The sequence below is a fragment of the Cellulophaga sp. HaHaR_3_176 genome, from assembly GCF_019021925.1.
Classification (GTDB): Bacteria; Bacteroidota; Bacteroidia; order Flavobacteriales; family Flavobacteriaceae; genus Cellulophaga.
Window position 1 is genome coordinate 718928 of record NZ_CP058990.1, and the last position, 21809, is coordinate 740736.

A 21809-nucleotide genomic window follows, 5' to 3' on the forward strand; every position below is an offset into this window, starting at 1 on the left:
AATGAAAAACAGAACCTATAATATACTTTTTCATACCCATACTGTCAGTGGAATAGTAATTAGTGTTGTACTTTATATCATATTTTTTGCAGGTTCTTTTTCTTTTTTTAGAGATGAAATAGTAAACTGGGAACGTAATGATATTGTAAATAGTAGTGAAGAAATAAATAGTAATTTAAATATTATATTAGATTCTTTAGAGCATACACATGCTTTACAAGGTAGAGATGTAGAGATAAAAAAATACTTTAATGAGCAAAAGTTAAGTGTTTCTATTTCTGCTTCAAAAGATACTTTGGCACCTGAAGAGGCTAAAATAAAAAGGTTCTTTTATTTAGATACAAAAACATTTAAGCAAGAGTCATATATAGACTCTTATTCTTTAGGCGAATTCTTGTACAGGTTACATTTTTTAGCACAGGTTAAATATCCGATAGGCTACTATGTATCGGGTTTTGTAGCCTTATTTTTTTTATTTGCTATAGTAACAGGTGTTTTGGTACATTGGAAAAAAATTATTTCAAATTTTTATGTTTTTAGGCCATTAGAGAAATTAAAAACAATGTGGACTGATGCCCATACTACATTAGGTGTGTTGGGTTTGCCTTTCCAATTCGTGTATGCCGTTACAGGTGCGTTTTTTATGATTAAGTTACTTTTAGTAGCGCCAAGTATTGCAGTTTTATATGACGGGGATCAGCGTACTTTTTATGATGATTTAGAATACAGTCACCCAAATTTTGAAAGTGATAATTTAGTATTAAGTAAACCTGTGAATATAAATTCATACGTAGATGCTACAAAACGATTATGGGATGATTTTCTAGTAAACGAAATACATATTTTTAATTATAATGATGAAAATATGCATGTTTCAGTTTCAGGTCATTTAGATTATAAACAGCAATTTAATGGAGTAGGAGGAGTAATTTTTAAAGCTAAAACAAATGAAATTGTTTTACAGAAAAACCCAGTTACAGAAACGAGTTATTTAGATATCGTTAAAAATGTTCTGTTCCGTATACATTATGGCGATTATGGAGGTTATGCGTTAAAAACGATAAGTTTTTTACTAGGCTTAATAACTTGCTTTGTTATCATGTCAGGAGTTATGATTTGGTTAGTCGCAAGAGATAAAAAAAGTATTCCAGAAAAAAAGCGTCGTTTTAACGAAAGAGTCGTACGAATATATTTAGCAATATGTTTAAGTATGTACCCAATTACCGCGCTATCATTTATAGCTGTAAAAATAACTCAACCAGTAACTCAAGCTTTTATTTATAATTTCTATTTTATAGGTTGGTTGTTATTTATAATTTGGTTTTTAATTAAAAGAGATAATTCGTTTACAAATAAAACAACTATGTTTTTAGGAAGTGTTTTTGGGTTATTTGTACCTGTTGTAAATGGGGTAATGACAGGAAATTGGATATGGGAATCTTTTACCAAAGGGTATGATCAAATTTTTATAATTGATCTTTTTTGGATACTACTTTCTATTGTCGGTTTTTCTGTTTTTTTAAAGCTAAATAAAAAGAGCAAAATAGATAAAAATTAAACACTTATTTAAGTTAAAAAAAAAGACACTTCATCGATAACTAACTGTTTTTATTAGTTATAAGAATGTATTTTATCGATGTTTTTAAATTGTTAAAAGACAAACTTGTCTTGTTTCATGCTATTTTTATGAAGGTTCACAACATTAGTTTCAACCTTCTTTTAGTTTAGATTTTCTTTATCAAAAAATTAGAAGATATTTTCTAACTACTTTTCGTAGTATAGTTAATATGCTCAGTTGAATATTATTTAACTAAATGATAAGATTATCAAACAACAAACAAAAAACCATAGTTGTTAGAAATATTGTATTTCTAATTGCTATGTTTTTTTCATTATATACTGCAAACGCTCAAAAAACAGGAACATGGTCCAATGTTGCTGGTGTTTGGCAAACAACTAGTTCTGATGGTCTAGTTCGTGTAGAAGCTTCTTTAGCTGGTTCAGATATCTCAATCACAGGTGCTGAAGTTATGGACTGCTCGTCTGAAACTTTTAGTGACCCTTCAATATTTGGTAATCCCTCATTAGGTGTTAATGTTGATGGCGATGTTGGAACGATAGTTTTTAGTTTTTTTGATGCTATAACAAATCAACCTATAGAAATAGAAAACCCAATACTACACGCTGATAAAGTGGGTACCTTTGCTACTTTAGGTAGTGCAACAGGTGTTTTTAATTTAAGTCCTGTTTCTGGTACGTGGACGGAGTTAAACGTTAATGCTTCCGATAGTTTTGAAGCCACAGCAACTAGCTTTCGATCTAATACAGGGTTTTTATTAAGTGGTTTAGCAGGTTGTTCAGGCGGAGGTAGTGTTCAGTTAAATGCATTAACAAACTCATTTTCAATAAATACAGAAATAACTGGTGGTTTTTTAGGATCAGGTAGCGATACTGTAGAATTTGCATTATCAAATTTGGTAATAAATCCTTGTACTTACGGAGCTATTTTAGGCACTATAACACCAAATGATAGTGATGGAGATGGTTTAAATAATAGTTGTGACGATGATGATGATAATGATGGAATATTAGATGTTGACGAAGGAAAATGTACGCCTGTAAAATCTAATAATTGGTTAGTTTCAGGTACTACAGCATCGTTTGATTATGGAAATGGAGTAATAGCTAAAGTAACAACCACAAATACTACAAATTTTACAAATGGAACATTTACAGCAGGTAATTTTTGGTCAGAAAACTTAAGTGCTAATACAGCATTAGAGTCCTCTTATCTTGATGGTAGTACGATTACAATATCTTTTGTTGATGCATTAGACAATCCTGTTATTGTAGATAGGCCATCAATTCATTTAGATAGAATAGGAGGTAGTGATACAGACGGTAATCAGACAACAAAAGATGTAACCTTATTAAATGGCGTAACATGGTCTAGATTAGCTGGTACTTACGATTTTGTAACAACAGCAACTACAGCCAGAGATGGAGGAGTAGGCCTACCAACCTCAGCATCGTACTCAGCAGAAAGTACGCAAAATGATAGTGATGGTACTGCAGCAGGTTCCTTACAAATCAATCAAAGAATATCAACCTTTACTTTACAGTTCAATCAAGTTGTAGCAGGATTAGTTAATGACGAAATAGAAATTATAATTTTTGCTTGTAAAGATAGAGACTTTGATAATGATACTGTTGCTGACTTTATAGATTTAGATAGTGATAACGATGGTATTTATGATGCTGTTGAAGCTGGGCATAACAACGCTCATACAAACGGAAGATTAACTGGTGCTGTTGGTACCGATGGTATTGTAAATTCAATACAATCTACAGGAGGAGAAAATAGTGGAGCAGTAAATTATATTTTAGCAGATTCAGAGGCTTCACCTGATGGTATACCTGATTTTATAAGTTTAGATGCTGATGGCGATTTGTGTAATGATGTTCTTGAAGCAGGGTATACCGATGTAAATTCAGATGGTCTTTTGGGAGATACGCCAACTAGTGTAAACTCAGATGGATTGGTAATAGGTTCAACAGTAACCGATGGGTATACAACACCTGAAAATAAAGATAGTGGTTTAGGAAATACAAAATTAGATTTTCAACAACCAGGGCAAACACCAACTATAACAAACCCAACAGATCAACCACAAGATGTACTTACAAATGGCACGAATCCAGAAATATTTACAGTTACTGCTACAGGTAATTTATTAGCATATCAGTGGCAAGTAGATGATCAGTCAGGTGTTGGTTTTGTTGATATTGATGTTACAAATACAACAGATATTTATACCGATAGTAATACAGCTACACTTACATTAACAGGTGTTACCATAAATGAAGATGGGTATCAATATAGAGTATTCATAACAGATGAAACTTTCGCATGTGGTGAATTAACATCAGATAATGCAACCTTAACTTTTGATGATGTGCCACCGAGTGCACCCGTAGTTACTATCGTTGAAGATGTTAATAATGATGGATTTATAAACAACACAGAACTTATTGTACCTATAAATGTAACTATCAGTTTACCAATAGATGCTGTTGAAAATGATGTGTTAACTATAAATGGAATATCACAAACGCTATCTGCTGCAGATATTACAGCAGGTGTAATAAATACAACATTTCCGAACCCAGGAGAAGGAAATACATTAACAATTACAGCATTTTTATCTGATAGTTTAGGGAACGATGGCTTAACGCATCAAGACTCAGTTATCATTGATACATTAGCACCTATTCCTACCTTAAGTATAAACGATGTTACTATCGATAATACCGTAAATATAGTTGAAGCAGCGGGCGATATTATAATTACAGGAACCGTTGGTGGTGAATTTACAACAGGAGATATAGTTACTTTAATAATCAATAGTGTTTCAATAACAGGAGCAATTGATAACGCAGGTATTTTTAATATCACTGTTTCGGGGGCAGATTTAGTTGATGACGTTGATACAACTATAGATGCAAATGTTACAGCATCTGACTCAGTAGGGAATTCAACGACCGTAACAGCGACAAAATTGTACAATGTTGCTATTATAGCACCAGTACCAACCTTTACTATTGATAATGTAACCACGGATAATATTATAAATTCAGCTGAAGCAGCAGGCAATATTACAATTACAGGAACTGTTGGAGGTGATTTTACTAGTGGAGATACGGTAATTTTACTTATTAATGGAGTTTCAACTCAAGGTACAATCGATAATCTTGGCACATTTAATATTACGGTATTAGGTTCTGATTTAACAGATGATATTGATACTACTATTGATGGTAGTTTTACAACGACAGATACTGCTGGCAATTCAACGACAATTACAGCTACAAAATTATATAATGTAGATATTACGGCTCCAGCACCAACCTTAACTATAAATGATGTAACTGCCGATAATACAGTAAATTCAGCTGAAGCAGCAGGTAATGTTATTATTACAGGTACAATTGCTGACGACTTTACGAATGGTGATGTTGTTACCTTATTAATTAATGGTATTTCATCTCAAGGTACGGTTGATAATGCAGGTGAATTTAGTATTACTGTTTCAGGTTTTAATTTGTCAGCAGATATTGATACGACTATTGATGCAAATTTTACAACAACAGACACAGCAGGTAATTCAACTACAATTACATCAACAAAATTGTATAATGTAGATATCACGGCTCCAATACCAACTTTAACTATAAATGATGTAACTGCCGATAATACAGTAAATTCGACTGAAGCAGCAGGTAATGTATTAATTACAGGAACTGTTGGAGGTGACTTTACTAGTGGAGATACCGTTACTTTACTTATTAATGGAGTTTCAACTCAAGGTACAATTGATGCTTCAGGTTTATTTAGTATTTCGGTTGCGGGTTCTGATTTAGCGAATGATGCAGATACAACGATAGACGGAAGTGTTACAACTACTGATACGGCAGGTAATTCGACAACAATTGATGCAACAAAATTGTATAATATAGATGTAGTTTCACCAGTACCAACCTTAACTATTGATGATGTTACTGCGGATAATACGGTAAATTCTACAGAAGCAGCAGGTATTATAGTAATTACAGGTACAGTCGGAGGTGACTTTAGTAATGGAGATACCGTTACTTTACTTATTAACGGAGTTTCAACTCAAGGCATTATTGATGCTGGAGGTTTATTTAGTATTACAGTTTCTGGTTCTGATTTGGCAATCGATGTAGATACCACTATTGATGGTAGTTTTACAACAGTAGATACAGCAGGCAATTCAACGACCGTTACAACAACAAAACTTTATAATGTAGATATTACAAGACCAGTTTCAACCTTAACGATAAACGATGTTACTGCCGATAATACGATAAATTTAAACGAAGCAGCAGGTACTATAGTTATTACAGGTAAAGTTGATGGTGATTTTAGTAGTGGTGACACCGTTACGTTACTTATAAACAGCGTTGCAACCCAAGGTACCATTAATGCTTTGGGAGAATTTAATATTACGGTATTAGGTTCTGATTTAGCTGATGATGTTGATACAACTATAAACGCAAGTTTTACAACAGCAGATACAGCAGGTAATTCAACGACTGTAACGGCAACAAAATCATATAATCTAGCACTTGTAGCTCCAGCACCAACCTTAACAATTAATGATGTAACAGCAGATAATATAGTAAATTCGACTGAGTCAGCAGGTAATATACTAATTACAGGAACTGTTGGTGGTGACTTTAATAGTGGCGATACGGTTACACTGCTTGTAAACGGAGTTTCAACACAAGGCACAATTGATAGTTTTGGAATATTTAGTATTACGGTATCAGGTTCTGATTTATCAATCGATACAGATACCACGATTGATGGTAGTTTTACAACAGTAGATACAGCAGGCAATTCAACAACCGTAACAGCAACAAAATTATACAATGTAGATATTACGGCACCAATACCAACCTTAACTATAAATGATGTTACTGCCGATAATACCGTAAATTCAGCTGAAGCAGCAGGTAATATACTAATTACAGGAACCGTTGGTGGTGATTTTAGTAGTGGAGATACCGTTACTTTACTTATAAACGGAGTTTCAACTCAAGGCATTATTGATGCTGGAGGTTTATTTAGTGTTACAGTTTCTGGTTCTGATTTAGCGACCGACCCTGACACTACAATTGATGGTAGTTTTACAACAACAGATACCGCAGGCAATCCAACAACAATTACAGCAACAAAATTGTACAATGTAGATATTACAGGTCCATTACCAACGTTAACAATTGATAATGTAACTACAGATAATATTATAAACTCAACTGAAGCGGCTGGTACTATTATTATCACAGGAACTGTTGGAGGTGATTTTAATAATGGCGATACAGTTACGTTACTTATTAATGGAATATCAACTCAAGTTACCATTAATAATTTGGGTGTATTTACTATAACGGTATCAGGTTCTGATTTGGTAAGCGATACCGATACAACAATAGATGGAAGTGTTACAACAACAGATACCGAAGGTAACTCAACAACAATTGCTGCAACAAAATTATATAATGTAGATGTTACTGCTCCAATACCAACCTTAACTATTGATAATGTTACTGCAGATAATACAGTAAATATAGTTGAAGCAGCAGGTAATATAATAATTACAGGAACCGTTGGTGGTGATTTTAGTAGTGGTGATACGGTTACATTGCTTATTAATGGAGTATCAACACAAGGCATAATCGATGGTTTAGGAATATTTAGTATTACAGTTTCTGGTTCTGATTTAGTAACTGACCCTGATACTACAATTGATGGTAGTTTTACAACGACTGATATAGCAGGAAACACTACAACAATTGCTGCAACAAAATTATACAATGTAGATATTACAGCTCCAATACCAACCTTAACTATAAATGATGTAACTGCAGATAATATAGTAAATACAAGTGAAGCGGCTGGTACTATTATTATCACAGGAACTGTTGGAGGTGATTTTACAACAAGCGATATAGTTACATTGCTTATTAATGGAATATCAACACAAGGCATAATTGATGGCTCTGGAGTATTTAGTATCACAATTTCGGGTTCTAATTTAGCGAATGATGCAGATACAACAATAGACGGAAGTGTTACAACTACTGATACCGCAGGCAATTCGACAACAATTGCTGCAACAAAACTTTATAATTTAGATCTAATAAATCCTAATGTACCTATAATTACATCAATTAGTGATGATACTGGTCGCAGCTCTGTAGATGCGATTACTTCAGATAACACGTTGTTTTTTAATGGAACATCTGAACCAAATAGTTCAGTGCAAATATTTTTAGACGGTATAAGTTTAGGAACTGTAACAACAAATAGTTCTGGCAATTTTTCTTTCGACCATACTGGTGTTACATTATCAAATAATGAATTTACTCTAACAGCTATAGCAACTGATGTTGCAGGAAATATAGGTAGCTCTTCTGCTGATTTTCCTTTTACGGTAGATACTGGTATACCTTTTTCACCTGTTATAATTGCAATTACAAATGATACAGGAGCTAGTGCTTTTGATAGAATAACATCAGATAATACACTTTTAATTAATGGAGCTTCAGGAGAAAACGATATTGTTGAATTATTTTTAGATGGTACACTTATAGGTACTGTAACAGCTAATAATAGTGGTCAATGGATTGTTGACTATACGGGGACGACTTTAGCTGATGGAAATTATATATTAACTACTCGAGCTACAGATATTGCAGGTAATATTAGCGGTATATCCTCTAATTTTTCTATTACAATAGATACAACGAATCCATCACCACCGGTATTTACAGCAATTACTGACGATACTGGTATCAATGGAGATCAAATTACATCAGACAATTCATTACTATTTAGTGGTACCTCAGAAGCAAATAGCGTAGTAGAAGTATATTTAGATGGTACAAGTTTAGGCTCAGTAACTACAAATAGTTCAGGAGTTTTTAGCTTAGATTATACAGGAACAATTTTAGTTGATGGCGATTATAATTTAACAGGTGTAGCTACAGATCTAGCAGGTAATATAAGTACAACATCTACTAATTTTCCATTTACAATTGATACTGTAGATCCGATTGTACCAGTAATAACAGCAATTACAACAGATACTGGTAGAAGTAGTACTGATGGTATAACCTCAGATACAACTCTTGTGATTTCAGGTACGGCAGAAGCGAATAGTACTGTAGAAATATTTTTAGGAGGATTAAGTATCGGAACAGTACCATCGAACAATTTTGGTAGTTGGAGTTTAGATTATACGGGGAATCCTTTTGCTGACGGCAACTATATTTTAATAGCTAGAACTACAGATACGGCAGGAAATGAAAGTCCTATTTCTTCTGATTATCCAATTGAGATTGATACAGTGGACCCAAGTGCACCAGTAATTACAGCAATAAGTACAGATACTGGTTTTGATACTACAGACGGAATAACATCAGATAATACATTAGTTATTAGTGGTACATCTGAAGCAAATAGTTTAGTTGAAATATTTATAGACGGAACAAGTTTAGGTATCGTGACAGCAAATGCATCTGGCAATTTTACCTTAGATTATACAGGAACTACGTTAGCAGATGGTGATTATATATTAACTGCAATAAGTAGTGATACGGCAGGAAATGAAAGTCCTGTTTCTATTGATTATCCAATAACAATTGATAATATAAGTCCAGTTTCAACACTAGTTATTGATGATGTTACAGCCGATAATATTGTCAATGCAACTGAAGCAGCAGGAAATATAATTATTACAGGTACTGTTGGTGGCGATTTTACTATTGGTGATACCGTAACATTATTAATAAACGGAGTTTCAACAACAGGAGTAGTAGATGCTGTCGGTTTATTTAGTATTACGGTATCAGGTTCTGATTTAGTATTAGATGCAGATACTACTATAGAAGGAAGCATTTTAGTTTCTGATGCTGCAGGAAATATAAGTACAACCACAGCAACAAAATTATACAATGTTGATACAGTTTTACCAGTACCAACATTAATTATTGATGATGTTACTGCTGATAATATAGTCAATGCAACTGAAGCATCGGGGAACGTAACAATAACAGGTACTGTTGGTGGTGATTTTACTGCAGGTGATATTGTTACATTACTAATAGATGGAGTTTCTGCAACAGGAGTAATAGATGCCGTAGGAGTATTTAGTATTATCGTTCCTGGAGCCAATTTAGCCTCTGATGCAGATACTACTATTGATGGAAGTATCACAACAACCGATGTTGCTGGAAACTCTAATACAGTAGCTGCAATAAAATTATATAATGTAGATATTACGGCTCCAGCACCAACCTTAACGATAAATGATGTTACAGCCGATAATATTGTCAATGCAACCGAAGCAGCAGGAAATATAACTATTACGGGTACAGTTGGTGGCGATTTTACTACTGGTGATATAGTTACACTAGTAATAAACGGAGTTTCAACAACCGGAACAATAGATGTAGCAGGAATATATAGTATTGTAGTTTCTGGTTCTGATTTAGCCTTAGATGCAGATACTACTATTGATGGAAGTATAACAACAACAGACACTGCTGGTAATTCAAATACAACTACAGCAATAAAATTATATAATGTAGATGTTACAGCACCAATACCGACTTTAATTATTGACGATGTTACCGCAGATAATATGGTAAATATTAATGAAGCTGCAGGTACTATTAATATCACAGGTACTGTTAGTGGTGATTTTTCTAGTGGAGATACGGTTACTTTAGTAATCAATGGAAATTCAACAACAGGAATTGTTAATACAGTAGGGGTCTTTAGTATTATAGTTTCCGGTACTGATTTAGTATTAGATGCCGATACTACTATTGATGGGAGTATAGCAACAACAGATACTGCTGGTAATTCAAATACGGCAACAGCAACAAAACCATATAATGTAGATACAGTAGCACCAACTTCAACATTAGTTATTGATGATGTTACTGCGGATAATATTGTAAATGCTACAGAAGCAGCAAGTACTATAACTATTACAGGTACCGTTGCTGGCGATTTTACTGCAGGCGATACGGTTACGTTAGTAGTTAATGGAGTTTCAATAATAGGAACAATCGATGGAGCAGGAGTATTTAATATCTCAGTTTCTGGTAAAGATTTAGCATTAGATACCGATACAACTATAGAGGCTTTTGTAATAACAGCAGATGCAGCCGGAAATACAACTACAACCACAGCAACAAAATTATATACTATAGATACGGTTTTACCAGTTCCAGTCTTAATTATTGATGATGTTACTGCTGATAATATAGTAAATGCAACTGAAGCTTCTGGTAATATTACAATTACAGGTACCGTTAGTGGCGATTTTACTACTGGTGATATAGTTACACTAGTAATAAACGGAGTTTCAACAACCGGAACAATAGATGTAGCAGGAATATATAGTATTGTAGTTTCTGGTACTGATTTAGCCTTAGATGCAGATACTACTATTGATGGAAGTATTACTACAGTAGATGTTTCTGGTAATTCAAATACAGGTACAGCAACTAAGTTATATAATGCAGATACAATTTTACCAGTACCAGTATTAACTATTGATGATGTTACAGCTGATAATATTGTAAATGTTACAGAAGCAGCAGGTTCAATTACCATTACAGGTGCAGTTAGTGGCGATTTTAATTCAGGTGATATCGTTACGTTAGTAATAAACGGAGTTTCAATAACAGGAACAATAGATGCAGCAGGAATATTTAGTATTGTAGTTTATGGTTCTGATCTCGCATCAGATGTTGATAGTACTATAGATGTTAGTATTACAACGACAGATACTGCTGGCAATTCAAATACAATAACGGATACAAAAATTTATACTGTAGATACGGTTTTACCAGTACCAGTCTTAATTATAAATGATATAACAATTGATAATACAATTAATGCAACTGAAGCATCTGGGAATGTAACAATTACAGGTACAGTTAATGGTGATTTTAATTCAGGAGATACTGTTACATTAGTAGTTAACGGAGTAGCTATAACAGGAACAGTAGATGCATCAGGGATATTTAGTATTATAGTTTCTGGTAACGATCTAGTTTTAGATACTGATACAACCGTTGAGGGCAGTATAACAACTACTGATGTAGCAGGTAATAGCAACACAATCACAGCAACAAAAATTTATAATGTTGAGGTTTCTCCTGTAGCAACTCCAGTTATTTCTTTTATAAGTACAGATACTAATATACCAGCTGATGGTATTACATCAGATAATACATTGACAATTACAGGTGTTTCAGAGGCTGATAGAAATATAGAAATATTTGCAGACGGAGTATCAATAGGTACGACAACAGCAACTTTAACAGGCGATTGGGTATTCGATTATTCAAGTACTGTTTTAGCTGATGGAACATATAATTTAACGGCAATTGCAACTGATATTTTTGGTAATGTAAGTTTACCATCTTCTGTTTTTACTGTAATTATAGATACTTCAGCACCAATTATTAATGATCAATTAACGGACGATCTTACACCTGTTATTACAGGTGAAGGAGAACCTAACGAAACATTAATAGTAACTATTGATGTTGATAATGACGGAATTCCTGAAGCGGAATATACAGTTGTTGTTGCTACAGATGGGACATGGAGTTTAGATACAGAAACAGCGACACCAACTAGTGGCTCTTTACCAGTTTTAACTTATGATTCAATTTTGAACGTAACAGTAAGTGATCTTGCAGGTAATACCAATTCAAATACGATCACTTTAGAAGATGATTTCGATAACGATGGTTTAACAAATGCTGAAGAAGAAGCTTTAGGTACCGATCCTAACAATCCAGATACTGATGGAGATATGATATCTGACGGACAAGAAGTTATTGAAAATACAAATCCTTTAGATGATTGTGATTCTGATGGAGGTACGCCTTTAGAAACTTCTGATTGTGATGAAGATGGATTGACGAATAAAGAAGAGGAAGATAGAGGTACAGACCCTGAGGTTCCTGATACAGATAGAGATGGAATTTTAGATGGTCAAGAAGTTATAGATGGTACAGATCCTTTAGATGCTTGTGACTCTAATGGAGGAACACCACCAGTAGATGTTGCTTGTGATATTCGAATAGATAACGATTTAATTACACCAGATAGCAACCAAGCTTTATTCAATATTATAAATATTGAAGCTTTTCCAGAAAATACAGTTGAGGTTTATAATAGATGGGGAGCTAAAGTATTTGGTACATCATCATACAACAATAGTACTAATGCTTTTATTGGTTTAGCAAATGGTAAAGCTGTTTTAAAAGTAAAAGAACAATTACCAGCAGGCACCTACTTTTATGTAATTAAATATTTGAAAAGGGGAGAAGCAAAGCAAAAAACAGGGTATTTATATATAAATAGATAATTGAACGAAAAACATGAAGTTTCGTAAAAACATAAAAATTTTAGCAATAATCATGCTTGTAATACTTCCTTTTTTTGGGGAAGCTTTAGCTCAGCAAGATGCTCAATATACGCAGTATATGTATAATACATTAGCTGTAAACCCCGCTTATGCAGGGTCTAGAGGAGCATTAAGTATTGCAGCTTTACATCGATCGCAATGGGTGGGTATTGATGGGGCGCCAACAACACAAACTTTTAATATTCATAGTCCTGTTTCTAGTAAAGTAGGGGTAGGTATATCTATTGTTAATGATGAAATCGGAAACGGAACCAATCAAGATACTTATTTTGATGCTACTTTTTCATATACAGTTTTAACTTCTGAAAAAGATAAATTATCATTAGGCTTAAAGGCTGGTGGTCACTTTTTAAATATCGATTTTAATAAACTAAGAAATTATAATCCACTAGCAAACACTGTAAATTCAGGAATTGATAAAAAGTTTTCTCCAAATTTTGGAGCAGGTGTGTATTTTCATAATGAAAGGTTTTATGTAGGTCTTTCAGTGCCTAATATTTTAAAAACCACACATTTTGATGATTCATCTTCAACAGCAACGGCAACTGATAGAATGAATTTTTATCTGATATCAGGTTATGTTTTTGATTTGAGTTATAATCTTAAATTAAAACCTGCATTTTTAGTAAAAGCAGTTGATGGGGCTCCTATACAAGCAGATCTTTCGGCAACGATGTTGTATAACGAAAAGTTTTCTTTAGGAGCGGCATACCGTTGGGATGCAGCAATAAGTGCCTTAGTAGGTTTTCAAATTACAGATCGTCTAATGCTTGGTTTAGCATACGATAAAGATACTACGGCCTTAGGCGACATAAGTTTTAACGATGGCTCTTTTGAGGTTTTTATTCGTTACGAGTTTAAATCTCGACATAGAAATGCATTAACACCAAGATTCTTTTAGCACATGAAAAAAATAAGCTACATACTTGTTATTTGTTTTTTGAGCACGCTGAATTTTGTAAATGCTCAAAAATCGAAACTGAAAGACGCCAATGATAATTTCAATAACCATGCATACGCATTAGCAATTGAAAGTTATGAAGAATTGGTTGCAAAAGGGAACGAAACTGAAGAGGTTTATAAAAATTTAGGAGATGCCAATTATAATAATGGGACTTATATAGAAGCTGCTAAATGGTATAAAAAATTACTAGATTTAAAATCAGATGCTACAGGATACGAGTACTTATTTAGGTATGCACAGTCTTTAAAATCTATTGGAGATTATAAAAGTTCTGATACCTACATGCGTAAATTTCAAAAAGCAAAAAAGGAAGATTTAAGAGCTTTAAAGTTTTCGGAAAATGAAAATTATTTAGAAATCATAAGGGCTAAAAATTTAAAATTTGAAATTAAAAAATTGAATATCAATTCAGTTAATTCAGATTTTGCGCCTTCGATGTATGAAAAAAGCTTAGTTTTTGCTAGTGCACGAGATAGTGGTACGTTTATCAATTCGGTTCATGAATGGAATAACAAACCATTTTTAAATTTGTATAAAGTAGATATACAAGAAGATTCTTTAGGACAAGAAAATGGTTTTGGTGATGCAGAAAAATTCTCGAAAGAATTAAACTCAAGAACACATGAATCGTCAACAATCTTCACAAAAGATGGTAAAACAGTCTATTTTACGCGAAATAATACCAAAAATGGCAATTTTAAAGAAGATGAAACGGGATTAAGTCGTCTTAAAATATATAAGGCCACATTAGTTGATGATGTTTGGGCGAATGAAGAAGAACTTCCTTTTAATAGCGATGATTACTCTACAGCACACCCAAGTTTAAATGCAGATGAAACAAAATTATACTTTGCTTCAGATATGCAACCAAGTAAAGGGGCTTCAGATATTTTTGTGGTTGATATAAGTGAAGATGGAACTTTTGGGACTCCTGAAAATTTAGGAGAAGCAATAAATACAGAAGCAAGAGAAACATTTCCGTTTATGGCTACAGATGGTATATTGTACTTTGCATCTGATGGACACCCTGGTTTGGGAGGTTTAGATATGTATAGTGTCGCTATTGATGCTGCTGGTGAAGTTGAAAATTTAGGAGAACCTATAAATAGTAAATTCGACGATTTTTCTATGGTATTGAATGATGAAAAGCAAACGGGCTTTTTTGCTTCAAATAGAGAAGGAGGTATGGGTGATGATGATATTTACGGCTTTACATTCGAAAAACTAGCACCTGAAGAACCTGAAATTACAGCTTCTCAAATTAAAGGTACTGTAATCGATAAAATTTTAGGTACGAGTATTCCGCTTGCTAAAGTTACTATTTACGATTATGCGAATAATAAGCTAACAGAGACTATGGCAGATGCAGATGGTAAATTTGCAACTGAAATTGCATTCCCATTTAAAAAATATCGATTTGTAGCTGAGGTTGAAAACTATAATGATGCTACGGTATATTTAATAACACCAGGCGGAGAAGTAGATAGTACGATTGATGATCTTAATTTTATCATCAGTATGGAAAGGGGAGACGAGTCAGCAGTAATTGGAGCTGATTTAGTACAAATCTTAAAAATGAAGCCTATTTATTTTAACTTAAACAGTTCGTATTTAAGTAAACAATCATATCCTGAGTTAGATAAAGTTGTGGCTTATATGAAAACTAACACATCAGCAACTGTTGAGGTAGGTTCACATTCAGATAGTAGAGAGAGTGATCGTTACAACTTATGGTTGTCGGATAGAAGAGCAAAATCTACTGTAAAATACATTGTTTCAATGGGTATTTCTGAAAACAGAATAACAGGTAAAGGTTATGGTGAAACGCAATTGGTTAACAAATGTGGTAACAATGTAAAATGTTCAGATGACGAACATTCACTAAACCGTAGATCTGAATTTATCATGCGTAAAAATTAAACGAATAGTAGGTTTTAAACTAGGGTTTTATACTCGTTATAAAAAGTGTATTTTTAGAAAAAAAATATTAAGAATGACGGTACATAATTTCGAAACAGAAAACTCTATTCTAAATCAATTCATTACAGAGTTAAGAGCTGTAGAAATACAAAATGATAGTCTTCGTTTTAGAAGAAATATAGAGCGTGTTGGTGAAATTTTGGCGTATGAGCTTAGTAAAAAATTAGATTACTCTTCAAATACAGTAACAACCCCTTTAGGTACAAAAGTGATACCATCAGTAACTGATGCTATTGTTGTATGTTCTATTTTACGAGCAGGATTGCCTTTTCATCAAGGCTTATTAAACTATTTTGATACAGCGGAAAACGGATTCATATCTGCTTTTAGAAAGCATAATGGTGATGAAGATGATTTTGAGGTTATTGTTGATTATTTTGCAGCTCCATCATTAGAAAATAAAATTTTAATACTAGCCGATCCTATGTTAGCAACTGGTAAAACGTTGGAAAATGTTTTAGAAGGATTAAAAGGACATGGTACACCAAAACAAATACATATCGTATCTGTAATAGGTTCGCAAGAAGGAGTAGATTTTGTGCAAAATGTATTTCCTGAAGACACACATTTATGGATAGCAGCTATAGATCCTGAATTAAATGCGAAAGGGTATATAATACCTGGTTTGGGTGATGCGGGTGATTTAGCCTACGGTTCTAAACTATAGGCCAATCAACTCCATTATATGCATTTAAAATTATGAAACACGCTGAATATCTTCATCAGTAACTTTTCTGAATGAATATTTGTAGCCTTCAAAAATAGCGATACCATAAAATAGAATATCCATAGGGCTAAAAGCTTCTGCCATTATAGAAAAAGTTTCTCCATAATTAAACATTAATAAGGTTTCAAAATAGCCTAAACCTTCATAATTGGCAATCATGCCAAGTACAGTAAAGAAATTACCTAATACACAACTTAATAAGGCAATTAGGCCTCCAGCATAACCAAATTTCGGGTCAACACCTTTACCTAATATACCCATTGAAAAACCTACAGCAAAACCAATAGCTACAGCAAGCCAGCCAATTTGGTACCCAGTTGAAATACTAACTGCTGCCCAAATTATAGCACAAATAAAACCGACTATAGCACCTGAAATTATTGCTGCTGGAAAATTTTGTTCTTTTCTTAAATTTTCAACAACAGCTTCTGGTAAAGCAGGAATTATCTCTTCTTGATCTTCAGGTACTCGTTCTTTAACTGTTTCATCGTGTGTGTATGAAATACAAGTTGGGTCAAAATCAGCAACTCGATCAGTGAGAGTACACAACATACCTTGTTGCATATCTAACTTTCGATTGGTACATTTTTTGCAAAAAACTAAATGTTCTTCTCTTGTCATTGTGGTGGTTTTATGGTGTTATTTAAATGTTTTAAAAATTTGAAAATAACTATTAATTTCTGTAAAATAACTTATTTTCTATATGTTTTTGTTTTTTTCGTTGACAGGCAGTACTTATACTAGCTAATTATTTCAATATAAATTTCTTTTAATTTAAGTGATTCTGTGATTTCCTCGAAAGTACTTTTCTGCTTTTCCGTATTTTTCTTTTTAGGCCAAATGTGAAACCCTCCTTTCATTTTAGAACCAAATTCCATTTTCATCAATATCACCAAAATAGGATATGGAATGACTTGAGTATGTTTTCACTAGTTGAATCTTAAAGTTTTCAAGGCTGTAGTTTCCACTCCATTTAAAAGGCGCTACATCATCTATACCTGACCCGTTTACTTTTCCGTTTTTGAAAAGTAATTCAATAGCCATTTTATGTTGTTTGGGCGAGTTTTGAAAGCAATAAAAGCCTTCCCATTTTCCACTAGGCAATAGTTCATGTGACTCCATAATAGCGTAAGATTATAGGTTTTATAAAGTATAAACTATTTTATCTGTTTTATATTTTTTTTAATAAGAATATAATTAATGAAAATACCTTGATTATGAGTTTATTTCACGATCAATCGCTTTTCGATCTACAGGAGTAAGGTACTGTTTAGCAATTCTATTTTCTGGATTTTTATCAAACGTGTATAGTGTGATAAGGAAAAACCATTCTAGAGGTTTCATTAGAACATATACGATATCAGAAACAATTTTTAAATTAAAAACCTCATAGTAACGATGTATAAAATTACCAACCTTGTTATAGTTTCTTCTGATGAAATTATGTGTTTTTGGTAGTTTATCTTGTATCAGTTCTTCAAAAGCATTTGAAATTAAAAGCTGTCGGTTACACATTATTTTCTTTCCACCACGTTCTCCTAAACGCTCTGGATTTACTATGTTTTTATGCCCATTTGCGGCCACAGAGCATAAAAAATGTCCACCACATTGTACATTCTCACACATATAATCTAACTGAGAGAAACCATGCTTGTATGTGTCTGTAAAAGCTCTAATAACAGAATCTGGTTTTTGACCAAACAACATTAAAAAACCTGATACAACAATCATAATCGGTAAACATAATACAAGTAAAATAGGAATTTTAACGAAAAGCTTTGAGTTCAATAATTGCCACGAAAATTGCTCTATTTGAGATAAAGAATCATAATCAAAAGTCAGACTATAGGATGTTATTTTTTGCTGATTTTTAATTAATTCTAGTATAAATAATAGTATAATTGGAATATTAAAAATGAATAAAATTTCATTTACCTGAATGGCTATAAAAATATTTAGTATAATTCCGCCTAGCAATATTGAGTTTATCAGTGTTTCAACAATGGGACTAACTAAGGTTTTTTTAAATGTTGAAATGAAGTAGGCAAGTATATTTATACCGATTAAAGTATATATTGTTAGTTTATGTTCTGGCGAAAAAGTAGCACTATCACTACAGCAATCATTTGTACCAAAATCAGCTGCAATCAAATAAAATAGTGGTAAACCCAGAACTAACACGATATCTAAAATGATATTGATTCCACGGTTGTAAAGTCTTTTTTTACGAAATAGAAAAGCAATAAAATCTATAAATACTAATAGTATTGGTATTGCAAGAAATAAAATTATAATAGGCATTTGCATGGTTTAGTAATTATAGACTATGTTTTGAGCACTTTTTTCGCTTACGCAGCTTTTCAATACCTGTTAGTATTCCGTTTGCAATAAACGTATTGTTTTTACTTAGGTTTACAATGGTATATGTTTTTTGCTCTGCTTCAATTTCTGTAATTTTCACAACTTCATGTATGGCATCTACCGTTTTTATTTTACTTCCTATTTGTAATTGGGCAACGTCTGAAATTTCGTAATCAATTTCTGTTTTTATTGGGTTATTTGATGCCCACTGCGTATTACTAGATAAAAAAGGGTGATCCCTAGTGCATGTAATATGCGTACCGTTTGATAGGTCAATTTTAATAAGGTTGTTATGAATAGGGCTTGCCAGTTCTTTAACAATAGAAATTTCTGTTTCTTGGGTTTCTTGATTGTAAGATAAAATAGCATCACCAAGTTGTACCTTTTCAATAGCTTTTAGGCTATTATCACCCATTGTTATTTGCGTTCCCTTAACTAAACAATGTACATCTAAACCATCAAAATATATTTCGGTAATAACAGTATCGTCATATAAATCACCTTTATAAACTGATAGAATTTCAAAGTTAATCGTCCAATTATCTTTTTCAGTAAGCTGATCAAGGTTGGCTCTATCAGCATTACCAAGTGGCTTTTTTAATGTAATTACATGTTCAGCATAAACATCTTCAAATTCAATAATAGTATAAGGCTCATTATTTACATACATTTTCAAAGTCTTTACACGCGAATTTTCTTTCCAATGTTTTTTTGATTTAATATACCCGTTAGCTATTAATACAGATGTAATTCTGGGGTGATTAGCAGGGAAATTAAAAGCTATTGTTTCTCCAATTCCATAACCACTTTTACCTTCGACCCATGCTGTTTGGTAATCTAAATCTTTTAAATTTTCAGCAGCATAATTGGTAACCTTATTAGCCGAAAGTACAGACGATGTTTTTATAGTATACCCGCCAGCACCACAATACCAGCTACAACCTCCACCTTCAATTTCCCACATACTGCTAAATGTTTCGCCATATTTTTCAAAAAGCTTCATTTCTTTAGCCGTAAAATCGTTCATTTTTCTTTTACCACTATCAATATCGGCATACAGTTGGTTTCTAATTTTCCAATCGTTTTGTATTTCAATACCAAAATCGTATTTTTTACCCAGAGTAGGGTGTATGGTTTGTATATCTTGCGAAAATGAATTTGCAGTGTAAATGAATACGATAAGTGCAAGTAAAAATTTCATATGCATTTAATTATTTTTTTACTTCCTATTATTTTTTATGTATTCAGTTGGGTTCAAGTAGCCTTCTGTATTAGATGAATAACCACCACCAACAGGCATACCAATAGTACTTCTAAGTTCTAAATGTAAATGGGCTAAGTATTGACCATCGTTATTACCTATAGTTCCGATTTGTTGCCCTTTAGTAACATAATCTTTTTCTTTTACATAGATGGTGTCACAATGCGCATAAAGTGATTCTACGAGGTCGTTTTCATTATTATGATGCACAACTCTGATAATATTTCCCCAACCACCTTGTATATTTTCAGCAAAAGAAACATACCCATTTGCAATAGCAAAAATAGGATCTCCTAAATCAGAATCTCCACCAGTTACTGCATTCCAATCTTCTCCTAAATGTTCATTTTCTGTAAATTTTTGTGCGTTGTAATATCCTTTCGAATCAGGCTTGCCAACAGGAAAATCGTATCCATTAGTACATAAAAAAGTATCTTTTTTTATAACTTTTACTTCAGCTTTGCTTAAAATTTTAGGTTCTGTTTTTTGCTTACAACTTAAAACAGTAAGTATAATTAATAAAGTGAAAATGTTATTTTTCATCATTAGGTTTTATCTACAGAGATATTAAAAGTAAAAGATACTCATTAATCAACAAGACCCAAAACCTTCCATTGGTTATCAATTTTAAAAGTATTCATTTTTTGTGAAGATTTTCCACCATCAGGGTATAGGCAAATTTCTGTAATAATGTACTGATCATCAGAAACTTTATCTCTCAAAAAAGCTCTTTTAAGGCCAGCGAATTTTGGCATACCATGCTCTTGCATGTTTTTAATGTATGATAGTTTTAAAACTTCAGCCGTTTTTGTAATAATAGACTCATCTAATTCTATTTTATTCATTTTCTGAAGTATAAATTCAGCTTCTTTATAAAAATCTTTACAGTCCATTGCGGCCTCTAAGTCATCATTATCATAAGCCTCTTCTAAAGCAAGTATAGCACCTTCAGGAGTTTCAAGGTTTGGCCTAAAATAGTCTTCACCTTCATCAACCAACATACCGCCTAAATTTTTATCAAAATCAACTAAACCACTACCTTCTAAACCGTCTCTAATTGCTCTAATGGTATAACCGCCAATAAGCTTCCCATTTTCAATAATCATCCAATCTGATACATGCTCTTTGGTAATGCCTATTTTTTCATCAATAGAAACATTTTTAACATCAATAGGTTCGTTACCTACAATACCAAATATATTACCATCTTCATCAAAACTAGATTCTCGCAACCAAATATGTTCTGTTTTACCATTATCTTCTATTCTAGCTTTTATAGAAAAATACTCTTGGCCATCTTTAGGGTTTGTTAAGCACGTTTCAAAATAATGAAGTGTTAGTCTAGCTTTTTCCATAGCCCAATTAAGTCTTTCATTTTCATTCGGCATATTGTAAACATCAGGATTTCCTTCTCTTTTAACGATATTTTTTTTCTTGCCGAACAACTTATCAAATAGTCCCATATTTTGT

Annotated in this window: 11 protein-coding genes; 5 read left to right on the top strand and 6 right to left on the bottom strand. The window is 32.9% G+C overall.

All coding sequences use genetic code 11. The features are described 5' to 3' along the window. The first annotated feature begins 1 nt into the window (after position 1). From H0I23_RS03070 to upp, 5 genes are all read left to right on the top strand, one after another. On the top strand, positions 2-1558 hold the full coding sequence (locus H0I23_RS03070; RefSeq protein WP_216785002.1) for a PepSY domain-containing protein: 1557 nt from the start codon (positions 2-4) through the stop codon (positions 1556-1558). 256 nt (positions 1559-1814) lie between these two features. Continuing rightward, entirely contained in the window at positions 1815-12986 is an 11172-nt protein-coding gene (locus H0I23_RS03075; RefSeq protein WP_216785003.1) for an Ig-like domain-containing protein, read from the top strand. A gap of 13 nt (positions 12987-12999) precedes the next feature. After that, positions 13000-13947, top strand: a complete 948-nt coding sequence (locus tag H0I23_RS03080) for a type IX secretion system membrane protein PorP/SprF (RefSeq protein ID WP_216785004.1) — start codon at positions 13000-13002, stop codon at positions 13945-13947. A 3-nt stretch (positions 13948-13950) separates the two neighbouring features. After that, positions 13951-15930 (top strand): OmpA family protein, encoded by a 1980-nt coding sequence (locus H0I23_RS03085; RefSeq protein WP_216785005.1) that lies wholly within the window; start codon positions 13951-13953, stop codon positions 15928-15930. 73 nt (positions 15931-16003) lie between these two features. Beyond that, positions 16004-16657: a uracil phosphoribosyltransferase gene (gene upp, locus H0I23_RS03090; RefSeq protein WP_216785006.1), complete on the top strand. Its 654-nt coding sequence runs from the start codon at positions 16004-16006 to the stop codon at positions 16655-16657. A gap of 30 nt (positions 16658-16687) precedes the next feature. On the opposite strand, the gene H0I23_RS03095 is transcribed toward upp, so the two are convergent. From H0I23_RS03095 to H0I23_RS03120, 6 genes are all read right to left on the bottom strand, one after another. Continuing rightward, a complete protein-coding gene (locus tag H0I23_RS03095; RefSeq protein WP_216785007.1) occupies positions 16688-17338 on the bottom strand; it encodes a hypothetical protein in 651 nt (216 codons plus the stop codon). 240 nt (positions 17339-17578) lie between these two features. Further along, complete coding sequence (locus H0I23_RS03100) at positions 17579-17839, bottom strand: hypothetical protein (protein WP_216785008.1); 261 nt, start codon at positions 17837-17839, stop codon at positions 17579-17581. 93 nt (positions 17840-17932) lie between these two features. Next, positions 17933-19018: a DUF6688 family protein gene (locus tag H0I23_RS03105; protein ID WP_216785009.1), complete on the bottom strand. Its 1086-nt coding sequence runs from the start codon at positions 19016-19018 to the stop codon at positions 17933-17935. A 16-nt stretch (positions 19019-19034) separates the two neighbouring features. Then, a complete protein-coding gene (locus H0I23_RS03110; protein ID WP_216785010.1) occupies positions 19035-20279 on the bottom strand; it encodes a hypothetical protein in 1245 nt (414 codons plus the stop codon). A gap of 18 nt (positions 20280-20297) precedes the next feature. Further along, positions 20298-20885 carry a M23 family metallopeptidase gene (locus H0I23_RS03115; protein WP_216785011.1) on the bottom strand — a complete coding sequence of 196 codons (588 nt, stop codon included), beginning with the start codon at positions 20883-20885 and terminating at the stop codon, positions 20298-20300. A 41-nt stretch (positions 20886-20926) separates the two neighbouring features. Continuing rightward, entirely contained in the window at positions 20927-21802 is an 876-nt protein-coding gene (locus H0I23_RS03120) for a YegJ family protein (RefSeq protein WP_216785012.1), read from the bottom strand. Positions 21803-21809 lie beyond the last annotated feature (7 nt).

Bases quoted from the DNA above. Each gene is read 5' to 3' on its own strand.
- H0I23_RS03070 (WP_216785002.1), top strand. From the start codon at position 2: ATGAAAAACAGAACCTATAATATACTTTTTCATACCCATACTGTCAGT.
- H0I23_RS03075 (WP_216785003.1), top strand. From the start codon at position 1,815: ATGATAAGATTATCAAACAACAAACAAAAAACCATAGTTGTTAGAAAT.
- H0I23_RS03080 (WP_216785004.1), top strand. From the start codon at position 13,000: ATGAAGTTTCGTAAAAACATAAAAATTTTAGCAATAATCATGCTTGTA.
- H0I23_RS03085 (WP_216785005.1), top strand. From the start codon at position 13,951: ATGAAAAAAATAAGCTACATACTTGTTATTTGTTTTTTGAGCACGCTG.
- upp (WP_216785006.1), top strand. From the start codon at position 16,004: ATGACGGTACATAATTTCGAAACAGAAAACTCTATTCTAAATCAATTC.
- H0I23_RS03095 (WP_216785007.1), bottom strand. From the start codon at position 17,338: ATGACAAGAGAAGAACATTTAGTTTTTTGCAAAAAATGTACCAATCGA.
- H0I23_RS03100 (WP_216785008.1), bottom strand. From the start codon at position 17,839: ATGGAGTCACATGAACTATTGCCTAGTGGAAAATGGGAAGGCTTTTAT.
- H0I23_RS03105 (WP_216785009.1), bottom strand. From the start codon at position 19,018: ATGCCTATTATAATTTTATTTCTTGCAATACCAATACTATTAGTATTT.
- H0I23_RS03110 (WP_216785010.1), bottom strand. From the start codon at position 20,279: ATGAAATTTTTACTTGCACTTATCGTATTCATTTACACTGCAAATTCA.
- H0I23_RS03115 (WP_216785011.1), bottom strand. From the start codon at position 20,885: ATGATGAAAAATAACATTTTCACTTTATTAATTATACTTACTGTTTTA.
- H0I23_RS03120 (WP_216785012.1), bottom strand. From the start codon at position 21,802: ATGGGACTATTTGATAAGTTGTTCGGCAAGAAAAAAAATATCGTTAAA.